The sequence below is a fragment of the Rhodococcus maanshanensis NBRC 100610 genome (assembly GCF_001894865.1).
GTDB lineage: Bacteria > Actinomycetota > Actinomycetes > Mycobacteriales > Mycobacteriaceae > Rhodococcus_G > Rhodococcus_G maanshanensis.
This window is the reverse complement of the sequence record NZ_BCXA01000034.1, coordinates 1-21,768: the sequence shown is the minus strand read 5'-3', so window position 1 is coordinate 21,768 and position 21,768 is coordinate 1. Positions and strand designations below refer to the sequence as shown.

The 21,768-nt window shown below is 72.8% G+C and carries 10 protein-coding genes; 5 read left to right on the top strand and 5 right to left on the bottom strand.

The features are described 5' to 3' along the window. Positions 1-54: 54 nt before the first annotated feature. Positions 55-1,578, bottom strand: a complete 1,524-nt coding sequence (locus RM1_RS17165; RefSeq protein ID WP_072752956.1) for an acyl-CoA synthetase — start codon at positions 1,576-1,578, stop codon at positions 55-57. A 171-nt stretch (positions 1,579-1,749) separates the two neighbouring features. Here RM1_RS17165 and RM1_RS17160 point away from each other — a divergent pair, with 171 nt between their 5' ends. Next, entirely contained in the window at positions 1,750-2,442 is a 693-nt protein-coding gene (locus RM1_RS17160; protein ID WP_072752955.1) for a hypothetical protein, read from the top strand. On the opposite strand, the gene RM1_RS17155 is transcribed toward RM1_RS17160, so the two are convergent. Then, positions 2,390-5,626 (bottom strand): ATP-binding protein, encoded by a 3,237-nt coding sequence (locus RM1_RS17155; RefSeq protein ID WP_072752954.1) that lies wholly within the window; start codon positions 5,624-5,626, stop codon positions 2,390-2,392. The genes RM1_RS17160 and RM1_RS17155 overlap by 53 nt on opposite strands. A 140-nt stretch (positions 5,627-5,766) precedes the next feature. Here RM1_RS17155 and RM1_RS17150 point away from each other — a divergent pair, with 140 nt between their 5' ends. Further along, a complete protein-coding gene (locus RM1_RS17150; RefSeq protein WP_072752953.1) occupies positions 5,767-6,432 on the top strand; it encodes a hemerythrin domain-containing protein in 666 nt (221 codons plus the stop codon). Positions 6,433-6,636: 204 nt separating this feature from the next. On the opposite strand, the gene RM1_RS17145 is transcribed toward RM1_RS17150, so the two are convergent. The 3 genes from RM1_RS17145 to RM1_RS17135 all read right to left on the bottom strand — a co-directional run bounded on the left by RM1_RS17145 (position 6,637) and on the right by RM1_RS17135 (position 12,404). Then, on the bottom strand, positions 6,637-7,779 hold the full coding sequence (locus RM1_RS17145; protein WP_072752952.1) for an Ig-like domain-containing protein: 1,143 nt from the start codon (positions 7,777-7,779) through the stop codon (positions 6,637-6,639). A 220-nt stretch (positions 7,780-7,999) separates the two neighbouring features. Beyond that, a complete protein-coding gene (locus RM1_RS17140; protein ID WP_072752951.1) occupies positions 8,000-8,998 on the bottom strand; it encodes an MBL fold metallo-hydrolase in 999 nt (332 codons plus the stop codon). 142 nt (positions 8,999-9,140) lie between these two features. Next, complete coding sequence (locus RM1_RS17135) at positions 9,141-12,404, bottom strand: protein kinase domain-containing protein (protein ID WP_072752950.1); 3,264 nt, start codon at positions 12,402-12,404, stop codon at positions 9,141-9,143. 199 nt (positions 12,405-12,603) lie between these two features. Between RM1_RS17135 and recC the strand changes: the two genes are divergently transcribed. From recC to recD, 3 genes are read left to right on the top strand one after another with little or no spacing between them, the layout of a single operon-like run. Then, positions 12,604-15,867, top strand: a complete 3,264-nt coding sequence (recC, locus tag RM1_RS17130) for an exodeoxyribonuclease V subunit gamma (RefSeq protein ID WP_072752949.1) — start codon at positions 12,604-12,606, stop codon at positions 15,865-15,867. Further along, positions 15,864-19,160: a UvrD-helicase domain-containing protein gene (locus RM1_RS17125; RefSeq protein WP_072752948.1), complete on the top strand. Its 3,297-nt coding sequence runs from the start codon at positions 15,864-15,866 to the stop codon at positions 19,158-19,160. The genes recC and RM1_RS17125 overlap by 4 nt, the downstream gene beginning before the upstream one ends. Continuing rightward, positions 19,157-21,007 carry an exodeoxyribonuclease V subunit alpha gene (recD, locus tag RM1_RS17120; RefSeq protein WP_072752947.1) on the top strand — a complete coding sequence of 617 codons (1,851 nt, stop codon included), beginning with the start codon at positions 19,157-19,159 and terminating at the stop codon, positions 21,005-21,007. Before RM1_RS17125 ends, recD begins: the two co-directional genes overlap by 4 nt. Positions 21,008-21,768 lie beyond the last annotated feature (761 nt).

Genomic DNA, 21,768 nt, shown 5'->3' with positions numbered 1-21,768 from the left:
GAACACAACGCGGCGGCCACCACCAGGTGACCGCCGCGTCGGATTCCCGTCGAACTACGCGCCCGTCCGCAGCTCCCGCTTGAGCAACTTCCCGCTCTGATTCCGCGGCAGGGCGTCGACGAACTGGATGTTCTTCGGCACCTTGAACGGTGCGATCCGCTCCTTCACGTGCCCGATCAGGGCCTCGGCCGTCACCGGCTCGTGGTCCTCGCGCAGCACCACGACCGCGGTGATCGCCTCGATCCACTTCTCGTCGGGGGTGCCGATCACCGCGACCTCGGCGACCGCCGGGTGGGTGTAGACGGCGTCCTCGACCTCGCGGGAGGCGACCAGGATGCCGCCGGTGTTGATCACGTCCTTGATGCGGTCGACCACGGTGATGAAGCCCTCGGCGTCGCGGGTGACCAGGTCGCCGGAGTGGAACCAGCCGTCGCGGAACGCTTCCGCTGTGGCCTCCGGGTTCTCCCAGTAGCCCTGGCACAGCTGCGGCGACCGGTACAGCACCTCGCCGGACTCACCGTCGGGCACGTCGTTGCCCTCGGCGTCGACCACCCGGGTCTCCACGAAGAACACAGCCCGCCCGCAGGACGACGGCCGGGCCTCGTGCTCGTCGGGCTGCAGCACGGTGGCGAGCGGGCCGATCTCGGACTGGCCGAAGCAGTTGTAGAAGCCGAGGTTCGGGTAGCGCTCGCGCAGCCGGTTCAGCACGGTGACCGGCATGATCGACGCGCCGTACTGCGCCTTCGTCAGCGAGGACAGGTCGCGGGTCTCGAGGTCCGGGTGGTTCGCCAGCGGCACCCACACGGTCGGCGCGAGGAACAGCGAGCCGATCTTCTCGGCCTCGATCCGGCGCAGGATCTCCGGGATGTCTGGCGCCGCCATCAGGTTCACGGTCGCGCCCACGGACAGGTAGGGGATCGTGAACACGTGCATGCCCGCGGAGTGGTACAGCGGCATGCAGACCAGCGGGTTGTCCTCGGCGGACAGGCCGAGCGCGATCACCGACGAGACGTACTCGTGCACCAGCGCGCCGTGGGTCATCATGGCGCCCTTGGGCTTCGAGGTGGTGCCCGAGGTGTAGAGCAGCTGCACCAGATCGGTCGAGGCGGCCTGCGGCTCCAGTGCAGGCACCTCGCCGGTGCCGCTGAGCTCGAGCAGCGAGCCGTCCGCGTCGCGCAGCGGCAGGACGTGCTCGATCGCCAGGTTCTCGCGCACCGAGTCGAGGGTGCCGCGGAGAGCGGGATCGACCAGCACCGCCCGCGCCCCGGACTGCGACACCAGGTAGGTCAGTTCCTCGCCCTTGAGGGCGTAGTTCACCGGCACGTGCACCAGACCCGCGCGGGCACACGCGAGGAAGCCGATGACGTAGGCGTCGGAGTTGGTGCCGTACGCCGCCACGCGGTCGCCGGGCTGCAACCCGAGCGCCAGCAGGTGGCCGGCCGCGCGGGTCACCGCGTCGTCGAGGTCGCGGTAGCTCCGGCTGCGACCGTCGAAGGTCAGCGCGGTGCGATCGGGGAACTTGGCGGCCGAGCGGCGGAGCACGCCGTCGACGGTGTTGGTGCGCGGATCCTGACTCATGGACGTCAGGTTATCGGACGTCCAACTATTGCGGTAGGGGTTGCTTTTTTGTTCCGAATGTGGCCCCGATCACGCGCTCGACCAGACGCCAAGGTGCCGAGGAACCCCAGATGCGGGTACGGATCAGTCCGCACCAAGTCATCACCAAGTGGCCGCACACAAACTCGGGCCATGACCATCACACCCGCACTGCTCTACCGTCTCAGTGGCGTCGCCATCATCGTGGCGTTCGCGCTCAACCTCACCGGCGGCCTCCTGCATCCCGTGCTCGGTGGCAACGCCCATTCCGTCGAGTCCCTGACGTCGTTCACCAGCCCGTGGGCGCAGATGATCCTGTTGCTGGGCACCATCATCCAGTTGATCGCGCTGCCCGGCGTCTACGCCTGGTTCGCGGGCAAGGCCGGCGTGGCGGGCCTCGTCGGATTCGTCGCGCTGTACTCCTCGCTGATGCTGACGGCGTTGACGCACCTGGCGATCGAGGCGTTCGCCTCCTACACGCTCGCCTCGAACCCCGACACCGCGTACCTGGTGCCGGCCGACGGATCGTTGATCGACTCCACCGCCTTCGTCGTCATGCAGATGGCAGGCGGGCTGACCTACCTGGTGAGCCTGCTCGCGTTCGGCATCATCCTGGTCTGGACGCGGGCGGTCCCGCTGTGGATCGGCGTGATCATGACCATCGGCGGCGTCATCGGCGTCATTCCGTGGCCGGAGGTCCCCGGCGTCGCCGGCCTGGTGATCGAACTGCCGCGCGGCCTCGCCTTCGCCGCGATCGGCCTGGTGATCCTCCGGGCCCACGGGCGGCCGCAGGTCACCGAGGCGCCGTCGACTCCCGCTCGCGTAACCGCTCCGACACCAGCTTGACGAGATCCGATGCGGCGGCCCGCCACCGGGCCGCCGCGTCGTCGTCGCCGAGGAGCTCGGCGACGTCCCCCAACGCGGCGTCGACGGGACCGGCGTACAGCGACCCGGAGTCCAGGCCGGCAATCCGGCTTGCGAACGGCAGCAGCTCCTCGTACGTTTGCCGCGCGACCTTGACGTCGCCGAGCCGGGCCGCGGCCCTGGCCCGGAAGGTGGTCATGCCGAGCCAGTAGTAGTCGCGCGGATAGGGCGTGCTCGACGCCCACAGCTGCGTCGCGGCCGGCACGTCGCCGCCGTCGAGCAGCGCCAGGATCAGCGGGAACCGGATGGCCTGCGGCCGCATCGATTCGATGACGCCCAGCTCGCCTGCCAGCGCCGAGAGGTCGCCCCGCGCGACGCCGACACCGAGGCGGCCGATGGTGGCGATCCACTGCGCCGACGCCACGCCCTGCTCGTGCATGGCGGTCGAGATCGCCGTGAACCGGTGCTCGGCGGACTCCAGCCGACCGGCCATCAGCTCGACCATCGCCTCGAAGACCGCCACCACGCCGAGCATCTGGGTCAGCTGGTGGCCTGCGGCATGGCGGGTTGCCAGCTCGGCATGGTGGTAGGCCAGCTCGAAATCGGTCCCGGCGGTCGCCGCCAGGAAGCGCTGGAAGTAGGCGACCGAGACGAAGCCCTCGTCGCCCTCCGCCCGCGCGGCGGCGAGCAGTTCCTCAGCGTTGGTGATTCGCTCGTCGGCCAGGTCCGGGCCGAACGCGATGTAGCCGAAGGCGTTCAGGGCCCGCATCAGGGCGCGATTGTCGCCCGACTCCCTGGCGACCCGGCGCGCCTCGCGGGCCGCAGCCAGGCTCGATTCGTCGTCGATGCCCTCGAGTTCGAAGACCCGGGCGCTCAGTAGCCGGGCGCGATCCGAGGCGGTGAGGCTGTCGCGGCCCGCGGCGCCGTCGATCGCGTCGAGGACGAAGGTGTCCACGTCGGGTTCGACCCGGATGGTCCACACCACCGGCGCGTCCCACGAGACCAACGCGCGCAGCAGGGCGTCGGGGTCGTGCCGCTCCTGCGCGATCCGGATCGCCCGCCGGTAGGTCTCGCGAGCACCGATCACGTCGCCGGTGCGCGCCTGCACGCCCACCCGCGGGATCAGGACCTCCACCAGCTCGCCGGGGTCGGGCTCGATCGTCATCTCGCACAACGACTCCGCCGACTTCCACAGCGCGAGCGCTTCCCGGTATGACGCCTGCGACTCGGCGTCGCGGGCGCCCGCGCGCACGTAGCGCAGCGCGTCGGCGGCCGTCGTCGGCGTGGCCGACTCGACCGCGTGATGCGCGAGCGCCGCGCTATCGGTGGGGGAGTGCGCGGCCAGCGCGGACAGCGCCGACGCGTGCATGCGCCGCCTGCGCATGCGGGGGACGCTGTCGTACAACGTCTCCCGGGTGAGATCGTGGCTGAAGCGCACCCGGTCAGGAGACGGCTCGACGATGATCCCGGTCAGCAGGGCCGGCTCCAGCGAGTCGAGCAGGGCGTCGTCGTCGATCTCCCCGACGGCGGCCAGCACGGCGAGGTCCGCCTCCCGGCCGAGCACCGCGGCCCGCCGCAGCTCTACCACCGTCTTCTCGGGCAGTCGGGAGATGCGCCTGCTCAGCACGTCCCGCACCCCGTCGGGCACGGTCGTGCGGATCGCGGCGGCGCCCTCCGAGGCGATCAGCCGCGAGTATTCCCGGATGAACAGCGGATTCCCGCCGGTGCGGTCGATCAGGTCGGCCAGCAGCGCGTCGTCGACGTCGGCGACCCCGGACTGTCGGGCGATCGCCGCGGCGCCCTCGCGGCCCAGCCCCCGCAGCGTCAGCCGCGAGCCCGGGATCCCCGCCGTCGCGGCCCAGGTCGCCTGCAGGTCCGCGGCCGCCTCGGTCGGCCGGAAGGTGCACAGCAGCACCGACGTCGACTTCCTGCCCGTCGCCGCGAGGTGGCGCAGCACCTGCAGCGTCGGCTCGTCGGCCCGGTGCACGTCGTCGAGCACGATGAGGGTGCGGGCGCCCGCGGCGGTCAGTCGCGCCTCCACCCGGCGGCCCACCTCGAACGGGGTCCCGGGGTCCTCGTCGCCGAACTGACGGAGCACCTCGAGCCACGGCCACCCCGAGGGCGCCCCGTCGACCTCCGGGCACCGGCCCCACGCGACCTGCCAGCCCGATCCGGCCGCCTCGTCCGCAAAGGCCTGTGCCAGCGTGCTCTTGCCCTCGCCGGCGTCGCCGCCGATCCACACCAGGTGCAGGCCCTCCTGGGCGGACTGCCGGGCGGCGAGCCGCAGCGCGTCCAGCTCCTCGCCGCGTCCGGTGACCGGCGCCTCGTCCCAGCGGATCTCCTGAGCGGCGGGTGCGTGGTTCGTCGGGGTGGCGGGCGCCATCGTCAGGGACGGTTCCTGGTGCAGGATGTCGCGCTCGAGCCCCTGCAGCTCGGCGGACGGGTCGACGCCCAGTTCGTCGGCCAGGTAGGCGCGGGTCCGGCGCAGCGTCTCCAGCGAATCCGCCTGCCGCCCGGTGCGATACAGCGCCAGCGCGAGCAGTCGCACGCCGTGCTCGCGACCGGGATTGCGCGTCGCGTGGCGGCCGAGCTCGTCGACCACCAGCGCCGGTTTCCCGTCGTCGAGATAGGCGTGCGCGCGCGTCTCGAGCGCGGTGTCGTGCAGCTCCGTGAGCCGCTCGCTCTCGATCCTGGCCCAGTCGGCGTCGACGCACTCGTGGTAGGGCACACCACGCCACAGGTCCAGGGCCTGCGAGAGCAGTGCGATGCGCGTCGGCGGGTCGGAGGCGTGCAGGCCCTCGACGACCAACCGCTCGAAGTGCCAGGCGTCCACCGATTCCGGCGGCAGCCGCAGCGCGTAGCCCGGCGGCGCGCTGACGATCACGGTCGCGGGCGTCCTCGGGGCCCGGGCGGGCTCGAGGACCCGCCGCAGGTTCGACACGTGCACCTGCAGCGCCGAGAGCGCCTTCGGCGGCGGCTGCCCGGCCCACAGGTCGTCGATCAGCAGGTCGGTGGACACCACGCGGCCGGCGGCGGCGGCCAGTCGGGCGAGCACCGCCCTGGCACTGGGACCGCCCAACGCGACGTCCTTGTTGCCGACCGTGGCGGCCGACGGGCCGAGCACGCGCAGGTACACGGCGCTGGCGGCGGCGGTGGCATCGGTCATGGCAGGGGTAGGTTATCGCCCGGTCGCGGCCGCGCGCGGGCGATCGGATCCGTGTCGGGGGAAGCGCACGCCAAGTCGACGACAAGTGCTCCCGGCCAGGGTGAGTGGACACGCCTCCCCGCCACCGAACGGAGCAACCCATGTCCTCGCCGACCACCCACCGACCCACCTCCGACGAGGACCTGCTCGGGATGCGACTCGCGCACCGGGTGATGCGGCGCGATGCCGCCCGGCTCGTTCGCGTCGCCGATGAACTCGCCGCCGACCCGTCGGGCTTCGGCACGCGCCGTCGCGCCGCCCTCGCGGCCTACCTCGACCTGTTCCTCGCGAGCATCCACCATCACCACACCGTCGAGGACGAGGCGCTGTGGCCGCTGATCGTCGCCTCGGCGGGGCCGCACACCGACCTGACCGAGCTGACCGACGACCACCGGGCGCTCGACCCGCTCCTCGACGAGATCCGCGGGCACGCGCACGCCGGCGCCGACCGCACCGCCGCGGTCGGGCTCGCGGTGTCGCTGCACCAGCTGCGCGACCTCCTCGACGAACACATCGAGGACGAGGAGCGCACCGTCTTCCCGCTCGTCACCGGCTTCGTCCCGGCCGACGCGTGGGCGCGGTTCGAGCAGCATGCGCAGCGCGGCGGGCGGATGGGCTTCGAGCTCACCCGCGCGTTCGCGGTGATGACGCCGGATGAGCTCGCCTGGGTGCGCGGCCGGGTCCCGATGGTGGTGCGCGGCATCGTGTTCGCGTGCGGCGGGCGTCAGCGCAGGCGCGAGCGGCTGGTGTTCGGAGTCGAGAACTGACGCGGTATCGCGTGAGCCGCCGTGCACGTCCGTGTGACGCGAGGGCAGTGTGTGCCGTCCGCCTTCAGGAGGACACCCGGTGGCGGACGGCACACACTCAACGGCCTTCGAGCGCGCAGTGTCGGTTCACATCTCGACGACCGTTGGAACTAGGTCCCCGCGGGTGTTCGGCATCGGATGCCGCTATCCGCGGGGCGGGGGAGGTCAGCTACCGAGTGAGCCGGTGTCGAGGCTGCCGATGCCACCGGGGTTCTGCGGATTCGGGCCGCCCTTAGCGGTGATGGTGACGGTGTGCGCCGCCGTGGTGTGCTGATTGCCGTCCTCGGTGGTGAGGACGGCGGTGACGGACTTGGTGCCCGCCTGGTCGAAGCTCAGGTCGAGGCGTGCGAGGCCGGCGTTCACGGGCTGGGGCTCACCCACCGGCTTGCCGTCGACCTTGAACTGCACTGTCCCGGTGGCGGTGTCGGGGGTGACCTTCACGGTGAAGGGGAGCTTGGCGCCGGTCGCGCCGGTCGCGGGGCCCTCGATGGCCGCGGACACCTGCGTGCCGGGGTCGACCCCGCTGATCGCGATGGAGGCCAGCGGTCCCGCGCCGTCGTTGAGTCCCGCTCCCTCCCCGTCGCGCGGCGAGCAGGAGGTCGGGGCCCAGATGTTGCCTGCGAGCCAGTGCCCGAACCGAGGGAGCAGGGTCAGGAAGGACTCCGGGCTGCCGAACGTTCCGGCGGCACCGGAGGTGCGCAGCCTCGGTTCGATGGTGCCGGCGTTGCCGGCCGTGAGCGTGATGCGCGTCTTCGGGAACCTGATCGTGGTGGTGTCACCGGAGTCCGGATTGAGGGTCATGCCGCCCGTCGAGTTGGTGGACGAGGAGGGGCCGTTGCCGATGGTCACGTTGTTGCCGGACAGGCGCAGGATCTGGCCGGTGCTAGTGGGTGTACCGGATTCGTCGACTCGGATCATCGATGCGGGCGTGCCCGCGGTGAGGTTGCCTGGATCGGCGACGGTGGCCGTGACGAACTGTGCGTTCGCTGGGATCGCGAAATCGATCTTCGCGCGAGAGATCTCCTTCAAGTTTGCGCCGCTGGTGCTGTTCGGGACCTGAACGGTGCCCGGATCGATCTCCACGTCGAAGGTCTCGCCCGGTGCCACGGTCGGGGGTGCCGTCACCCTCACGGTCACGGATTTGCCATCCGACTGCGGGCCCGCGAACGCGCTGGGAACCGCGTGGCAGGTCACCTGGAATGTCGATGTGGTGGTGATGGGTGCGGCGCCTGCGGAGGTGGCGGTCACGACGGCGGCGCCGGCCGCCAATCCGACGAGCGTGGTCAGGCACAGGGCGCGCGAGCTCATGGTGTCTCCTTCGTGGTGGCGTGAACGGCCGGGGGTCCGGGCTGTGGAGCGCGGCGAAGGGTACAACGCAATCCTGATGAACGCGTCGGAAAATTCGGTATTCGTTCCTCGGGCTACGGGGAGTGGGTTCACGGTGTTGTAGCGCGTCCTCGGCGGCTCCGCCGCCCGTGAGTCCTTCCGGTCCGAAAGGGGGCCAGAAGGACTCACGGGCGCGCAGCGGCTACCGCCGCGCGAACACCGCCGGCTCGGTGCCCGGCATCTGCGTGACCTGCTCGCGGGCGACCAGGTGCCGCAGGTGCGCGGCCGCCTCGGACAGCGCCATCCCCTTGGCCATCGGGTGGAAGTTCTCCCACGGCCGGTACCACTTCATCCGCTGCGCGACCTCCCAGACCGTGATCCGGTCGTCGCCGAACGCGTCGAGCAGGTGCTCGAGCCGCTCCTCGTGGTGGTCGATCAGTTCGCCCGCGCGGCCCGCGACGTCGTCGATCGGGATGCCGTGCGCGCCGAGGCCGCGGGTGATGTCCATCGTCTGCACGCGGCGCAGCGAGTCGAGGAACTCCGCGAGGGCGTCGCGCTCCTCGAGCGGGTAGACGAAGTTGCCCACGTGCGGGGTGGTCTTCTGCAGCACGTGGTCGCCGGTGAACATCACGTCGGCCTCGTCGAGGTAGAAGCAGACGTGGCCGGGGGTGTGGCCCGGCGTGTACACCACGCGCAGGCCGCGGCCGGTGAGCGCGATGATCTCGTCGTCGGCGAGCACCCGGTCCGGCGCGGACTCGGGGCCGACCGGCGCGTTGCTGCCCGTCGCCGCCTGGAACGCGTCCAGGTCGTCCTGGGCGGCGCCTGCCCGCCGCAGGTTGGTGAGCTGGTAGTCCAGCCACGCCGCGTCGCGGCCCTCCGACATCTTCCCGAACATCTCGTGGTCGGACTCGTGCATGGCGATCCACGCGCCGGACGCGTCGCGGATGCGCCCGCACAGCCCGGTGTGGTCGGGGTGGAAATGGGTGAGCACCACGCCCTCCACCTCGGAGACCGAGTGGCCGATCGCCTCGAGGCCCGAGGTCAGCCCCGCCCAGGCCTCGTCGTCGCCCCACCCGGCGTCGACCAGGATCAGGCCGCCGGGCGACTCCATCGCGTACACGAGGGTGGTGCCGAGGGGGTTGTGTGACATGGGCACGGGAATCTGGAAGATGCCATCGCCGATGGCTGCCGCGTCGAGCATGGGATACCTCGTCACTAGTGAAATTGGTTTCAAAACTTTGTCCTCATCATTACCGGACGTCGTCGCGCCGGTCCATACCTGGGTCCCGGGCTGCGGGACCAGGACGGACGGTCACGCGGGCGCGGCTGGCGATCGACCGTGGTCAGCGCCGGTTGGGATCGGCCATCCAGGCGGCGACCTGGGTCCGCGAGGTGAACCCCAGTTTGGCGAGAATGCGCTCGACGTGGCCCTCGGCGGTCCGTTGCGCGATCACCAGCTTGGCGGCGATGGCGCTGTTGGTCAGCCCCTCGGCGACGAGCTCGGCGACCTGGAGCTCGCGTCGGGTCAGGGTGGTCTTGCCGGGGGCGGTCGTCGCCCGATGCGGCTCGGGGGTCTCGGCCAGGGCGTACGCGGCGGCCTCGCCGAAACTCGCGGACGCGCCCTTCCGGTAGATCGCGTCGTACGCCTTCTGGCCGAGGGCCCGGCGGGTCCGTTGCTCGCACTCGTCGTGCTGTTCTCGCAGGCCCGGGATCGCGATCTCCGGCAGGCCCCCCGTCTGCCGCATGGCCTGCGCGTGGCCCAGCAGCACCGCGGACCTCGCGTAGTCCCCGTCGGCCGCGGCGATCCAGGCCAGGCCCTCGAGGCTCGGAGCGGAGCCGAACGAATTGTCGACCGAGCGGGACAGCCGCACCGCCTGTTCCAGCATCGCGATCGCCCGCTTCGGTTCGGTCGACCACACCGCCAGCCCGAGTGTCCGCACGGCCCACGCCCGGAACACGAGCTCGCCGCGCGGCTCGGTGATGTCCAGCACCTGTTGGAGGTAGTGGGCCGCCCGCTCCGTTTGTCCGAGCAGCCCGCAGGCCACCTCGGCGCCGGTCAAGGTGATCACCCGCAGGAGGTGGTCCTCGGGCGGACACATTTCCAGGACGGCGTCGAAATGACTTGCCGCGGTGGAGACGTCGTTGGAGCCCAAGGCCAGAACACCCGCGGCGTACTGCGCGGTCGCGACGACGTCCGGGTCGCCCGTCTCCGCCGCCGCTGCACGCGCCCATTCGATCCGTTCGGTGCCGGTCTCGATGTCGCTGCGAAACCCGCTGAGCGCCGCGCCGAGGCTCACGGCCCGCACCCACTCCGGGCCGCGGGGAACCCCCTCGACGGAGAGCATCCGTTCGGTCCAGCGGGCGCCCTCGTTGATCTGGCCGCTGGCAAGCCAGAACGGGTACAGGGCGGCCGTGATGCGCAGACCCACCGCCACATCGCCGGGCTCCGCCATGCTGGTCTCCAGGACCTCCCGGAAATTCTGCAGGTCCAGGTTCAGGCGGGCGATCCAGCTCAGCTGATGCGGGCCGATCCAGTCGGCTTCCGCCCGCAGCGCCAGCCGCTGGAACCACTGTCGGTGACGTCGCCGCATCTCCGCGTCCTCGCCGGACTCCGCGAGCTTCTCGAGGCCGTACTCGCGGATGGTGTCCAGGAGCCCGTACCGCCCCGCGGTCGCCGCCCCCTCGTGAATCAGAATCGATTTCTCGACCAGCGACGCGACCAGGTCGAGCAGCAGGTCCGGCGTCAGGTCGACGCCGCAGACATGTTCCACCGCGGCCAGCTCGAAGCTGCCCGCGAACACGGACAGCCGAGCCCACAGCTGTTGCTCCTGGGGCGTACACAACTCGTGACTCCAGTCGACGGACAGCCGGAGGGTCTGCTGCCGCGTCGGGGCGGTGCGCCCGCCGCGGGTCAGGATCGTGAAGCGGTCGGTGAGCCGTTGCAGGATCTGCTCGGGTGAGAGGGCCTGCAGGCGTCCCGCCGCCAGCTCGATCGGCAGTGGCAACCCCTCGAGCCGGTGGCAGATCCCGGCCACCGCGGCCATGTTGTCGTCGGTGATCGCGAATTCCGGGAGGACCGCGGCGGCGCGTTCGGCGAACAACGTCACCGCGTCGTAGCCGGGCAGTGCCGCCAGGTCGAGCGGACCGTCGGGGGCGGGCGCGCTGAGCGGCGGAACCCGCAGTGTCGCCTCGCCGCGGATGCCGAGCGCTTCCCGGCTGGTGGCGAGGATGCGCAGTCCGGGGCAGTACTTGAGCAGCGCGTCGGTGAGGTCCGCGACCGCGCCGACCACGTGCTCGCAGTTGTCGAGCACCAGCAGGGTCTGGCGCGGCTCGAGAAATTCCGCGAGGACCGTCTGCAGCGGCTCGCGCGAGAAGGACTTCAGCCCGAGGACGGAAGCCACCACCCCGACCACCAGCGACTCGTCGTGCAGGTCGGCCAGCTCGACCAGCCAGGCCCCATCGCCGAAGGCGCGCTGGACGCTGGTCGCGGTCCGCAGCGCGAGGCGGGTCTTCCCGACGCCGCCGATGCCGGTGAGCGTCACCAGCCGGGCGGAGGAGAGCAGTTCCTTTGCCTCGGTCAGTTCGGTGCGCCGGTTGACGAAGCTAGTCAGGTCCGCAGGCAGGTTTCCCTTCCTGCCCTGCGTCGAGGGCCCGGTCGGCGGGGGCCCGCCGCCCGTCGACGGCCGACGATCGCGCTTCGAGCCGGCCGCGGACTGCAGGGCCATCTCGTCCACCGGAAATCCGTGGCGGAACTGGATCTCCCGCAGCGCGTCTCCGAGCTGCGCGGCCGCGGGGCGGGTGTCGGGGTCCGCGGCCATGGCGCGTTCGACGGCGGCGGCCACGTCGTCGGGGAGGTCGAGTTCGCGCAGGTCCGGGATGGGCTGCGAGGTGATGCGCAGGAACTGCGCGACCACCTGCTCGTCGCTGCGCCGTTCGAAGGCCGCGTGGCCGGTGAGGGCGCAGAACACCGTGGCACCGAGGCCGTAGACGTCCGCGGCGGCGCTGGGCGGGCCCCCGCTCAGGATCTCGGGCGCGGTGAACGCCGGGGTGGCGGTGAACGTGCCGACGGCGGTCTCGAACCCCTCGGGCAGGTGTGCGATGCCGAAATCGGACAGCGCCGGCTCGTCGTAGTCGGTGAGGATGACGTTCGCGGGCTTGATGTCGCGATGCAGGATGCCGAGCCGGTGTGCGGACTCCACCGCGCCCGCCAGTTTCACACCGAGCTGCAGGGCCTGCTCGAGCGACAGCGGACCGTCGTCGCGGATGCGCACGTCGAGCGAACGCTGCGCGTGATAGGGCATCACGATGTAGGGCAGGCCGCCCGCGGTGGTGCCGACCTGCAGGACGTTGACGATGTTGGGGTGCCCGGTGAGCCGGCCCATCGCCCGCTGTTCCCGGACGAAGCGGGTCCGATTCTCCTCGTCGAGGTCGGCCGTGAGCACCTTCACCGCGACGGTGCGGTCCAGGGTCGCCTCGGTGCAGCGGTAGACGACGCCGAAGCCGCCGCGCCCGATCTCGGTCGCGTCGGTGAAACCGGCGGCATCGAGCTCCGATGCCACCGACGGGGGCGCACCGCGCTGAGTGGCCATCGGATCGTTATCGGTCATCGGTCAGGCCGCCCTGGCGGGTCCTCGACGATGCGGCACGGCATTCACCTCACGGACAGATCCGGCCCGACCCCGGGACTCCATAGTGCCACTCGCCACGGGCGCTCTACCAGCGCTCGCGCGCGCCCGACCCGGGTGGTCGGTGCGCTGTGATAAGCCTGAGCCGACCATTCGCGGAGTCCGAACCGAGGGGGAGCACGTGCTGACGCTGCACCGCGCCGAACGCTCCGACACCCTGGCGGCCGGGCTCGCCGACGTTCTGAAGGACCCGCTGGCCGATCCGTTCGCCCGCGAGGTGATCGCGGTCCCCGCCAAGGGCGTCGAGCGCTGGCTCACCCAACGGCTGTCGGCCACGCTCGGCGCGGTGGATGGCGACGGGGTGGCGGCGAACATCGAGTTCCCGTCCCCGACCCGGCTGGTGGACGAGGCCGTGGCCGCGGCGACCGGGATGACCGCGGACGAGGACCCGTGGAACCCGGCGCGATCGCTCTGGACGCTGCTCGGCGTGATCGACGATGTCCTCGACGAGCCGTGGGCGTCGGTGCTGGCGCGACACCTCGGCCGCGGCGCCGACGACCACCGAAGCGGTCGCCGCTACGGCACCGCCGCGCACCTGACGGAGCTGTTCCGCAGCTATGGCGCGCAGCGCCCCGCGATGCTGGTGGACTGGTCCGAGGGGCGCGATACCGACGGCGCCGGCGGCCCGCTGGACGACGACCTGCTGTGGCAGGCCGAGCTGTGGCGGCGGCTGCGGGAGCGGATCGGCTGCCCCAGCCCGGCCGAGCGGCTGGTCGGCGCCTGCTCGCGGCTGCGCGACGAGCCGGGGTTGCTCGACCTGCCGGACCGGATCTCGGTGTTCGGGCCCACTCGGCTCACCACCGCCCAGATCGACGTGCTGTCCGCGATCGCCGCGAATCGCGATGTGCACCTGTGGGTTCCGCACCCCAGCCCCGGCATGTGGGCGGCGCTGGCCGATCGAGCGCCCGCGGCGACCCGCGCCGACGACGACGGCGCGCTCGCCGTCACGCACCCGCTGCTGGCCGGGCTGGCCCGGGACGTCCGTGAGCTGCAGGCCCGGCTCAGCCGCCCCGGCATCGAGCACGCGCACCACAGCGGCGCCCCGACCCCGGACACCCTGCTCGGCCGGCTGCAGGCCGACATCGCCGCCGACCGCGCGCCCACCGCCGGGGCATCCGCCGACGGCAGCGTGCAGGTGCACTCCTGCCACGGCCCGGCCCGGCAGGTGGAGGTGCTGCGCGAGACCCTGCTGCACCTATTTCAGGACGACCCGACGCTCGAGCCGCGCGACGTGCTGATCATGTGCCCGGACGTCGAGACCTACGCGCCGCTGGTGCGGGCCGCGTTCGGTCAGGAATCGGTCGGCCACCCCGGGCACCGGCTGCGGGTGCGCCTCGCCGATCGGGCACTGCACCAGACCAATCCGGTGCTCGCCGTCGTCGCGACGCTGCTCGGGCTGGCCGACGGCCGCGTCACCGCCAGCCAGGTGCTCGACCTCGCCGCTGCCGAACCCGTCCGCCGCCGCTTCCGGTTCAGCGACGACGACCTCGAGCGGCTGCGCGAGTGGACCACCGCCGCCGGGGCGCGGTGGGGGATCGGGCCGTTGCAGCGCACCGACTTCGGGCTCGGCGACTTCCCGCAGAACACCCTGCGGTCGGCGCTGGACCGCATCCTGCTCGGCGCCGCCGCGGACGGCGCCGACGGCCAGTGGCTCGCGCTGGCGCTGCCGCTCGACGACGTCGACAGCAACGACATCGACCTCACCGGCCGGCTGGCCGAGTTCGTCGACCGGCTCGACGTGTCCCTGCGCGGGCTGCGCGGCCCGCAGCCGACGGGCGGGTGGTCGGCGGGACTGGCCCGCGCCCTCGACCTGCTCGTCGACGTGCGCGAGCGCGACGCCTGGCAGCTGGGTCAGGCGCAGCGCGAGCTGGCCGCCGCCGTCGAACACGGCGACGACCGCGAGCTGCGGCTGGCCGACGTGCGGGCGATGCTCCGCGCCCGGCTGGCGGGGCGCCCCACCCGCGCCAACTTCCGCACCGGCGAGCTGACGGTGTGCACCATGGTGCCGATGCGCTCGGTGCCGCACCGGGTGGTGGTGTTGCTCGGGCTCGACGACGAGGTCTTCCCGCGCGGCGCCGGCGTCGACGGCGACGACGTGCTCGCGCGGACACCGCTACCGGGGGAACGGGATCCGCGCAGCGAGGACCGCCAGCTGCTGCTCGACGCGGTGATGTCCGCGAGCGAGAAGCTGGTGCTGTTCTACACGGGCGCCGACCCGGTCAGCGGCTCCCGGCGGCCGCCCGCGATCCCGCTCAGCGAGCTGTGCGACGTCCTCGACACCATGGCCGGACACGCGGACGCGACGCTGACGCGGCATCCGTTGCAGCCGTTCGACGCCCGCAACTTCCGGCCCGAGAAACCGTTCAGCTTCGACGCCGCCGCGCTGGCCGGGGCCCGGGCCGCGCAGCGCCCGCCCGAGCCGGAGGCGGCCTTCCTCGCGGAGCCGCTGCCGCCGAGGGCCCCGGGCGACGTCGACCTCGCCGAACTCGTCGCGTTCCTCGTCCACCCCACCCAGGCGTTCCTGCGGCAGCGGCTCGGGCTGCGGGTGCCGGAGCTCGACGAGGACATCGCCGACGCGCTGGACCTGGAGCTGGACCCGTTGGGGAAGTGGGACATCGGGGAACGGATGCTCGCGACACTGCTCGCCGACGGCCGGGACTTTGCGGAGGGCGTCGCCGACTTCCGGGCCGCCGAGTGGCGCCGCGGCACGCTGCCGCCGTTTGGCCTGGGGGAGGGCGCCCTCGGCGAGATCGAGGCGACGGTGCGCTCCCTCGCCGCCGCCGGACGCCAGCCCGGCCGCGCCGACACGATCGACGTGGACGTCGATCTCGGATCCGGTCGGCGGCTCACCGGCACCGTCGGCGGCGTGTACGGGACGGTGATCGCGCGGACCACGTTCTCGCGGTTGGCGCCCAAGCACCGGCTGACGGCCTGGGCGCAGCAGCTGGCGGTCGCCGCGTCGGCCGGGCCGCGCGAGACCGCCTGGCGGGCGGTGACCACCGGCCGCGGCCAGTACCGCCGGCCCACCTGGCAGTCCACCCTCACCGCGCCCGAGGACGCGCTGGCCCTGCTGGTGCGCCTCGTCGAGCTGCGCGACCGGGGCCTGCAGGCCCCGCCGCCGATGGCGACCGGAGCGTCCGCGGCCTACGCGGAACGCCGCTCCGGCGGCGCCTCCGTCGAGATGGCGATGGAGGCCGCGGGCAAGGAGTGGGGCGGCACCTTCGGCGACGCCACCGACCGGCACCTCGGCTACGTGTACGGGGCCGCGCCCGCGCTGTCCGTGCTCACCGAGGCGCCGGATCCGGTGGAGGGCAGCCTCTTCGGGGCGATGGCCCGCGAGCTGTGGGACCCGCTGCTGGCGGCCGAAACGTTGGGGGAGCCATGACCGAGCGCACCGCGTTCGACCTGCTCGGCCCGCTGCCGAAGGGCACCACCGTGCTCGAGGCGAGCGCGGGCACCGGCAAGACCTACGCCATCGTCGGCCTGGCCGCGCGCTTCGTAGCCGAGGCCGGGGTGGACCCGGCGAGCCTGCTGCTCGTCACCTTCAGCCGGGCCGCGACGAAGGAGCTGCGCGAACGCACCAGAGAGCGGTTCGCCTCCGCCGCGGCCGGTCTCGCGGACCCGGCGACCAGCCGGGACCCGCTCGTCGCGCACCTCGCCGACGCCGACCCCGACACCGTGGCGCTGCGCAGGCGACGCCTGCTGCAGGCCCTGTCCGACTTCGACGCCGCCACCATCGCCACCACCCACAGCTTCTGCCAGCGCATGCTCGACGGCCTCGGCATGGCCGGCGAACGCGACCCCGACGCGGTGCTGGTCGAGGAGGCCGCCGACCTCAACGCGGAGGTGATCGGCGACCTCTACCTGAGCACCTTCGGGCGGGCCGGGTCGCCCTCGCTGACCCCGGGCGAGGCGCGAAAGGCCGCGCGGGCGGCCATCTTCGACCCGCAGGCGCAGCTCGCGCCCGACGACGCGGAGGGGACCCCCGCTGGCGACGCGGCCGCGTTCGCCGCCGCCGTGCGCGCCGAGGCGCACCGCCGCAAGCGCGCGGTCGGCCTGCGCGACTTCGACGACCTGCCGGCCCTGCTGCACGGCGTGCTCACCGACCCCGTGCACGGCCCGGCCGCGTGCCGACGGGTCCGAGACCGCTACTCGGTGGTGCTCGTCGACGAGTTCCAGGACACCGACCCGCTGCAATGGGGGATCCTGCGCAGCGCCTTCCACGGGCAGTCGACGCTGATCCTCGTCGGCGATCCGAAGCAGGCCATCTACGCGTTCCGCGGCGCGGAGGTGCTGGCCTACCTGGACGCTGTCGGCGCCGCCGACAGCCACCAGGAGCTCACCACCAACTGGCGCAGCGACGGCCCGCTGCTGGACGCGCTCGCGCACCTGCACGGCGGCGCCGCGCTCGGCCACCCGCAGATCGTGGTGCACCCCGTCGACGCCGCGAAGACGGGGTCGCGGATCGGCGGGGCGGTGCCGCTGCGGCTGCGGCACCTGCCGCGCGCGGGCGCGGGACCGTTGGGCAAGACCGGCTTTCCCGCCGTCGGGCCGCTGCGCGGGCGGGTCGCGGCGGACCTGGCCGCGGACATCGCGGGGCTGCTCGGCGGCGGTCAGACGGTGGACCTGGGCGGCGGGCCGCGGCCCGCCGAGCCCGGCGACATCGCGGTGCTGGTGCGCACCAACGCGCAGGTCGCCCTGGTGCACGACGCGCTGGACCGCGCCGGGGTGCCCGCGGTCACCGTCGGCGGGCTCAGTGTGTTCCTCACCCCCGCCGCCCGGGACTGGCTGTGGGTGCTGCAGGCCATCGAGCAGCCGCATCGCTCGGACCGGGTGCGGCTGGCCGCGCTCACCCCACTGCTCGGGCGCACCGCAGCCGAACTCGACGGCGCCGGCGACGACGCGGTCGCGGAGATCGGCGGGCGGCTGCGGGACCTGGCGGCGGTGTTCGCGCAGTCCGGCTTCGCGGCGCTGTTCGAGCGGCTCGCCGCCTGGAGCGGGCTCGAGGCCCGGATGCTGTCGCGGGCCGCGGGCGAGCGGCGCCTGACCGACCTGCGGCACGTCGCGCAGCTGCTCAACGAGGCCGCCGTCGCCGAATCCCTCGGGCTCACCGCGCTCACCCGCTGGCTCACCGACCGGATGCGCGACCCCGCCGTCGGCGGCGTCGACCGCAGCCGCCGCCTCGACAGCGACGCCGCGGCCGTGCAGATCGCCACCGTGCACGCCACCAAGGGCCTCGAGTACCCGCTGGTGTACCTGCCGTACGCGTGGGATGCGGCGAAGAACCCGAAGCCCGACAAGCTGCTGCTGCACGACGCCGACGGCCGCCGCATCCTCGACGTCGGCGGGCCCGAGGGCCCCGGCTACAACGAACGCAAGAAGCGGCACGACGACGAGGAGGCCGGGGAGGAGCTGCGGCTGCTGTACGTCGCGCTGACCCGGGCCATGTGCCAGCTGGTGCTGTGGTGGGCGCCCGCCTTCTCGACCAGGGCCGCGCCGCTGCACCGGATGCTGCTGGCCCGGCGGCCGGGCGAGCTGGAGGTGCCGGCGCAGGAGCGGGTGCCCGCCGATCCGGATGTCGCGCAGCGGCTCTCGGCCTGGGCGGGCGACTCCGAGCTGGTGCGGGTGGAGGCCGTCGGCGCCGACCCGATCGTGGTGCCGGAGTGGACGCCGCCGCAGGACGAGGTGGGGGAGCTGGCCGCGGCGCGCTTCGACCGCGACCTCGACGCCGCCTGGCGGCGCACCTCCTACTCGGCGCTGACCGCGCACGCGCACGACGCCCCACCCAGCGTGGGCAGCGAGGCGGAGGAACCCGAGCTCGACGACGAGCCGGACGAGCCACCGCTGGTCTCGCCCACCGACGCCGTCGGCCTGCCGTCGCCGATGAACGGGCTGCCCGCCGGGGCCGCGTTCGGCACCCTGGTGCACGCGGTCCTCGAGGAGGTCGACACCGCCGCCGCGGACCTGGAGGCCGAGCTGGTGCGCTGCTGCCGCGAGACGGTGGCCGCCGGGTACTCGGGCGTCGACCCGGACGCGCTGGCCGCCGCGCTGCTGCCGGTGCTGCACACGCCGTTGGGCGGCGGCCACACCTTGGCCTCGATCCCGCCGTCGGACCGATTGCCGGAGCTGGACTTCGAGCTGCCGCTCGCCGGCGGCGAGGACGCCGACGCGGAGGTGACCCTCGCCGGGGTCGCGCCGCTGCTGCGTCGGCACCTGCCCGCCGACGACCCGCTGGCCGACTACGCGGCGTTGTTCGAGACCCTCGGCGCGGCGCCGCTGCGCGGCTACCTCACCGGCAGCATCGACGCGGTGCTGCGGCTGCCCGGGCGGGGTCCTTCAGAACACAAGTTCGTGGTGGTGGACTACAAGACGAACCGGCTGGCACCGGGCGACCTGACCACCGCCGACTTCACCACCGAGACGATGGCCGCGGAGATGATGCGGGCCCACTACCCGCTGCAGGCGCTGCTGTATTCGGTTGCGCTGCACCGCTACCTGCGGTGGCGGCTGCCCGGCTACGACCCGGCCACCCACCTCGGCGGGGTGCAGTACCTGTTCGTGCGCGGCATGGCGGGCCCGGACAGCCCGGCCGGCGCGGGCGTCTTCGACTGGGCCCCGCCGGCCGCGCTGGTGACCGAGCTGTCGGATCTGCTGGCCGGAATCGAGGGGGCACCGTGACCGAGGTGCAGGTGGCGCAGCGCGGCAAGGGCGCGCTGCGGGTGTTCAACGAGGCCGGGGTGCTCGCCGCCGCGGACGTGCACGTCGCGCTGCGGCTCGGCGCGCTCGGCGGGGAGGCCGCGGAGGAGGCGCTGCTGGCGACGGCGCTGGCGGTGCGCGCGGTGCGCTCCGGCTCGGTGTGCCTGGACCTGAGCCGGATCCGGGAGATCACCGTCGACGAGTCCGCGGCTGCGGAGGGCGTGGACCTGGAGGCGCTGCCCTGGCCCGAGGACGCGGACGTGCTGGCGGCGCTGCGCCGCAGCCCGCTGGTGATCGGCGGCGACGCCGGGCCGCTGCGCCCGCTGCGGCTGGTCGACACCGACGACGGCGGACTGCTCTACCTGGAGAAGTACTTTCGGCAGGAGCAGACCATCCGGCGGGTGCTCGACGAGCGCGCGCTCGGGCATCCCGCGGTGGACGAGGACCGGTTGCGGGCGGGGCTGGCGGAGCTGTTCGCCGGCGCGGCCGCCCCGGACCGGCAGCGGATCGCCGCGGCGGTGGCCGCCACGCACCGGACGGCGGTGATCGCCGGCGGGCCCGGCACCGGCAAGACGCACACGGTGGCGCGGGTGCTGGCGCTGCTGGTCGCCGGGCACGGGGACGGGCTACGGATCGGGCTGGCCGCGCCGACCGGCAAGGCGGCCGCCCGGCTGCAGGAGGCGGTGCGCGAGCAGGCCGAGGAGGTAAAGCTGCCCGCCGGGCTGGCGGCGATGACGCTGCACCGGATGCTCGGCTGGCAACGGGTGGGCGCGAGCCGGTACCGGTACAACGCCGGCAACCACCTGCCTTACGACGTGGTGGTGGTCGACGAGACGTCGATGGTGTCGCTGACGATGATGTGCCGGCTGCTCGAGGCGCTGCGCCCGGACGCCCGGCTGGTGCTGGTGGGGGATCCGGACCAGCTGACGTCGGTGGACGCGGGCGCGGTGCTGGCGGACCTGGTGGCGCGGCCGGTGACCGGCACGGAGAACCCGGTGCTGGCGCGGGTGGTGGGCGCGGACCTGGACGCGGCCGACGACCGCGACGAGGCCGCGCTGAGCGCGGGGGAGCGGGACCGGTTGCGCGGCGGCGTGGTTCGGCTCAGCCGCGGGCGCCGATTCGGCGGCGAGATCGCCCGGCTGGCGGTCGCAGTGCGCGACGGCGACGAGGACGCGGTGATGGCGATCCTGCGCTCCGGGGCGGAGGAGGTGTCCTTCGTGGCGCCGGACGACCTGGCGGCGCTGCGCTCGGACGTGGTCACCACGGCGGCGTCTGTGACCGTGGCCGCCGCGGCCGGCGACGCTGTGGCGGCGCTGCGGGCGGCGGAGTCGCACCGGCTGCTGTGCGCGCACCGCGACGGCCCGTTCGGCGCGGCGTGGTGGGCGCGGTCGTCGATGGAATGGATCGGCGCGGCCACCGGGACCCGGCTGGACCCGGACCGCTGGTACGTCGGGCAGCCGCTGCTGGTGACCGCGAACGATCATGAGGTGCGGATCTACAACGGTGACACCGGCGTGGTGGTGGACCGCGGCGACGGCGAGCTGGTGGCCGCCTTCGCTCGCGGCGAGGAGCCGCTGCTGCTGCACCCAAGCCGGCTGTCCGCGGTGCAGACGGTGTACGCGATGACGATCCACCGCAGCCAGGGCAGCCAGTACGACACGGTGTCCGTGGTGCTGCCGGGCGAGGACTCGTCGCTGCTGACGCGGGAGTTGTTGTACACGGCCATCACCCGGGCGCGCGGGCACGTGCGGATCGTCGGGGACGAGGCATCGGTGCGGGCCGGGGTGCGGCGACGGGTGTTGCGGGCGAGTGGGTTGCGGCGGGGGTGACGTTGAGATTGATCCGCCCAATTTTTGCACTGAGCAGTTCGGATCGAGAGGGCGAGAGTGCCACGGACACAGCGGTATCTCGTACCCCGTTCGTCAGTCATCAATCGTGTTGTGCGCTTCCCGCGCCTGCTGAGCTACATGTCGCGTGGCGATCGCCCAGTGGCGGAAGGCGCTTTGAAGGCCGGTTATCAGCGTGATCAATTACGAGGGCAGTTTCATGCGGACGAAGTCATAGAGTTTTGTGTTGCGGCTGCGGCGGATTCGCTCATCGCCGCCGACGGCGGTGCATTGATCGGGAGGGGGACTCGTTCCGACGAGAGGGTCTCGCTGCCGCCCTTGTCGATTCATTGTTGAGCCCGAAGCTTCCAGCCTGTCGGACTCGCCAGGCACGGCCCAGCCACGTCATCCTGCGATGCGGCGAGGGCTCGTCCTCCTCCCCACAGGGACAACGACGCCCTCGGGTCGACAACCATTGAGTGGTCTCACCGTGCGAGCACCCGGGCCGGCCTCCCCACAGACCCGTCGCAATGGGCCAGCAACCAACCGGTCGACAATCACGAGAAAGGCCGCGCATCGGTGGCTGCGGGCGGGGGCAGGTGGTTACGGCCGCGCCCGACTGTGACCGCGGCCATGCACTTGCATGCGCTTTCAACGTCGTACGGCACGATGTTCATCGTGACGCCACAACGAGCATCTGTTTCGAGGGTCGAAGAGCCAGGGCAGGACGGGCCTGAGACGAAGAACGCTCCCGCAGAGAAGTC

What these genes read in the sequence shown, in the direction of transcription:
- RM1_RS17160 (WP_072752955.1), top strand. Translation starts at nt 1,750, where the DNA reads ATGACCATCACACCCGCACTGCTCTACCGTCTCAGTGGCGTCGCCATC.
- RM1_RS17140 (WP_072752951.1), bottom strand. Translation starts at nt 8,998, where the DNA reads ATGCTCGACGCGGCAGCCATCGGCGATGGCATCTTCCAGATTCCCGTG.
- RM1_RS17155 (WP_072752954.1), bottom strand. Translation starts at nt 5,626, where the DNA reads ATGACCGATGCCACCGCCGCCGCCAGCGCCGTGTACCTGCGCGTGCTC.
- RM1_RS17135 (WP_072752950.1), bottom strand. Translation starts at nt 12,404, where the DNA reads ATGACCGATAACGATCCGATGGCCACTCAGCGCGGTGCGCCCCCGTCG.
- RM1_RS17165 (WP_072752956.1), bottom strand. Translation starts at nt 1,578, where the DNA reads ATGAGTCAGGATCCGCGCACCAACACCGTCGACGGCGTGCTCCGCCGC.
- RM1_RS17125 (WP_072752948.1), top strand. Translation starts at nt 15,864, where the DNA reads ATGACCGAGCGCACCGCGTTCGACCTGCTCGGCCCGCTGCCGAAGGGC.
- RM1_RS17150 (WP_072752953.1), top strand. Translation starts at nt 5,767, where the DNA reads ATGTCCTCGCCGACCACCCACCGACCCACCTCCGACGAGGACCTGCTC.
- RM1_RS17145 (WP_072752952.1), bottom strand. Translation starts at nt 7,779, where the DNA reads ATGAGCTCGCGCGCCCTGTGCCTGACCACGCTCGTCGGATTGGCGGCC.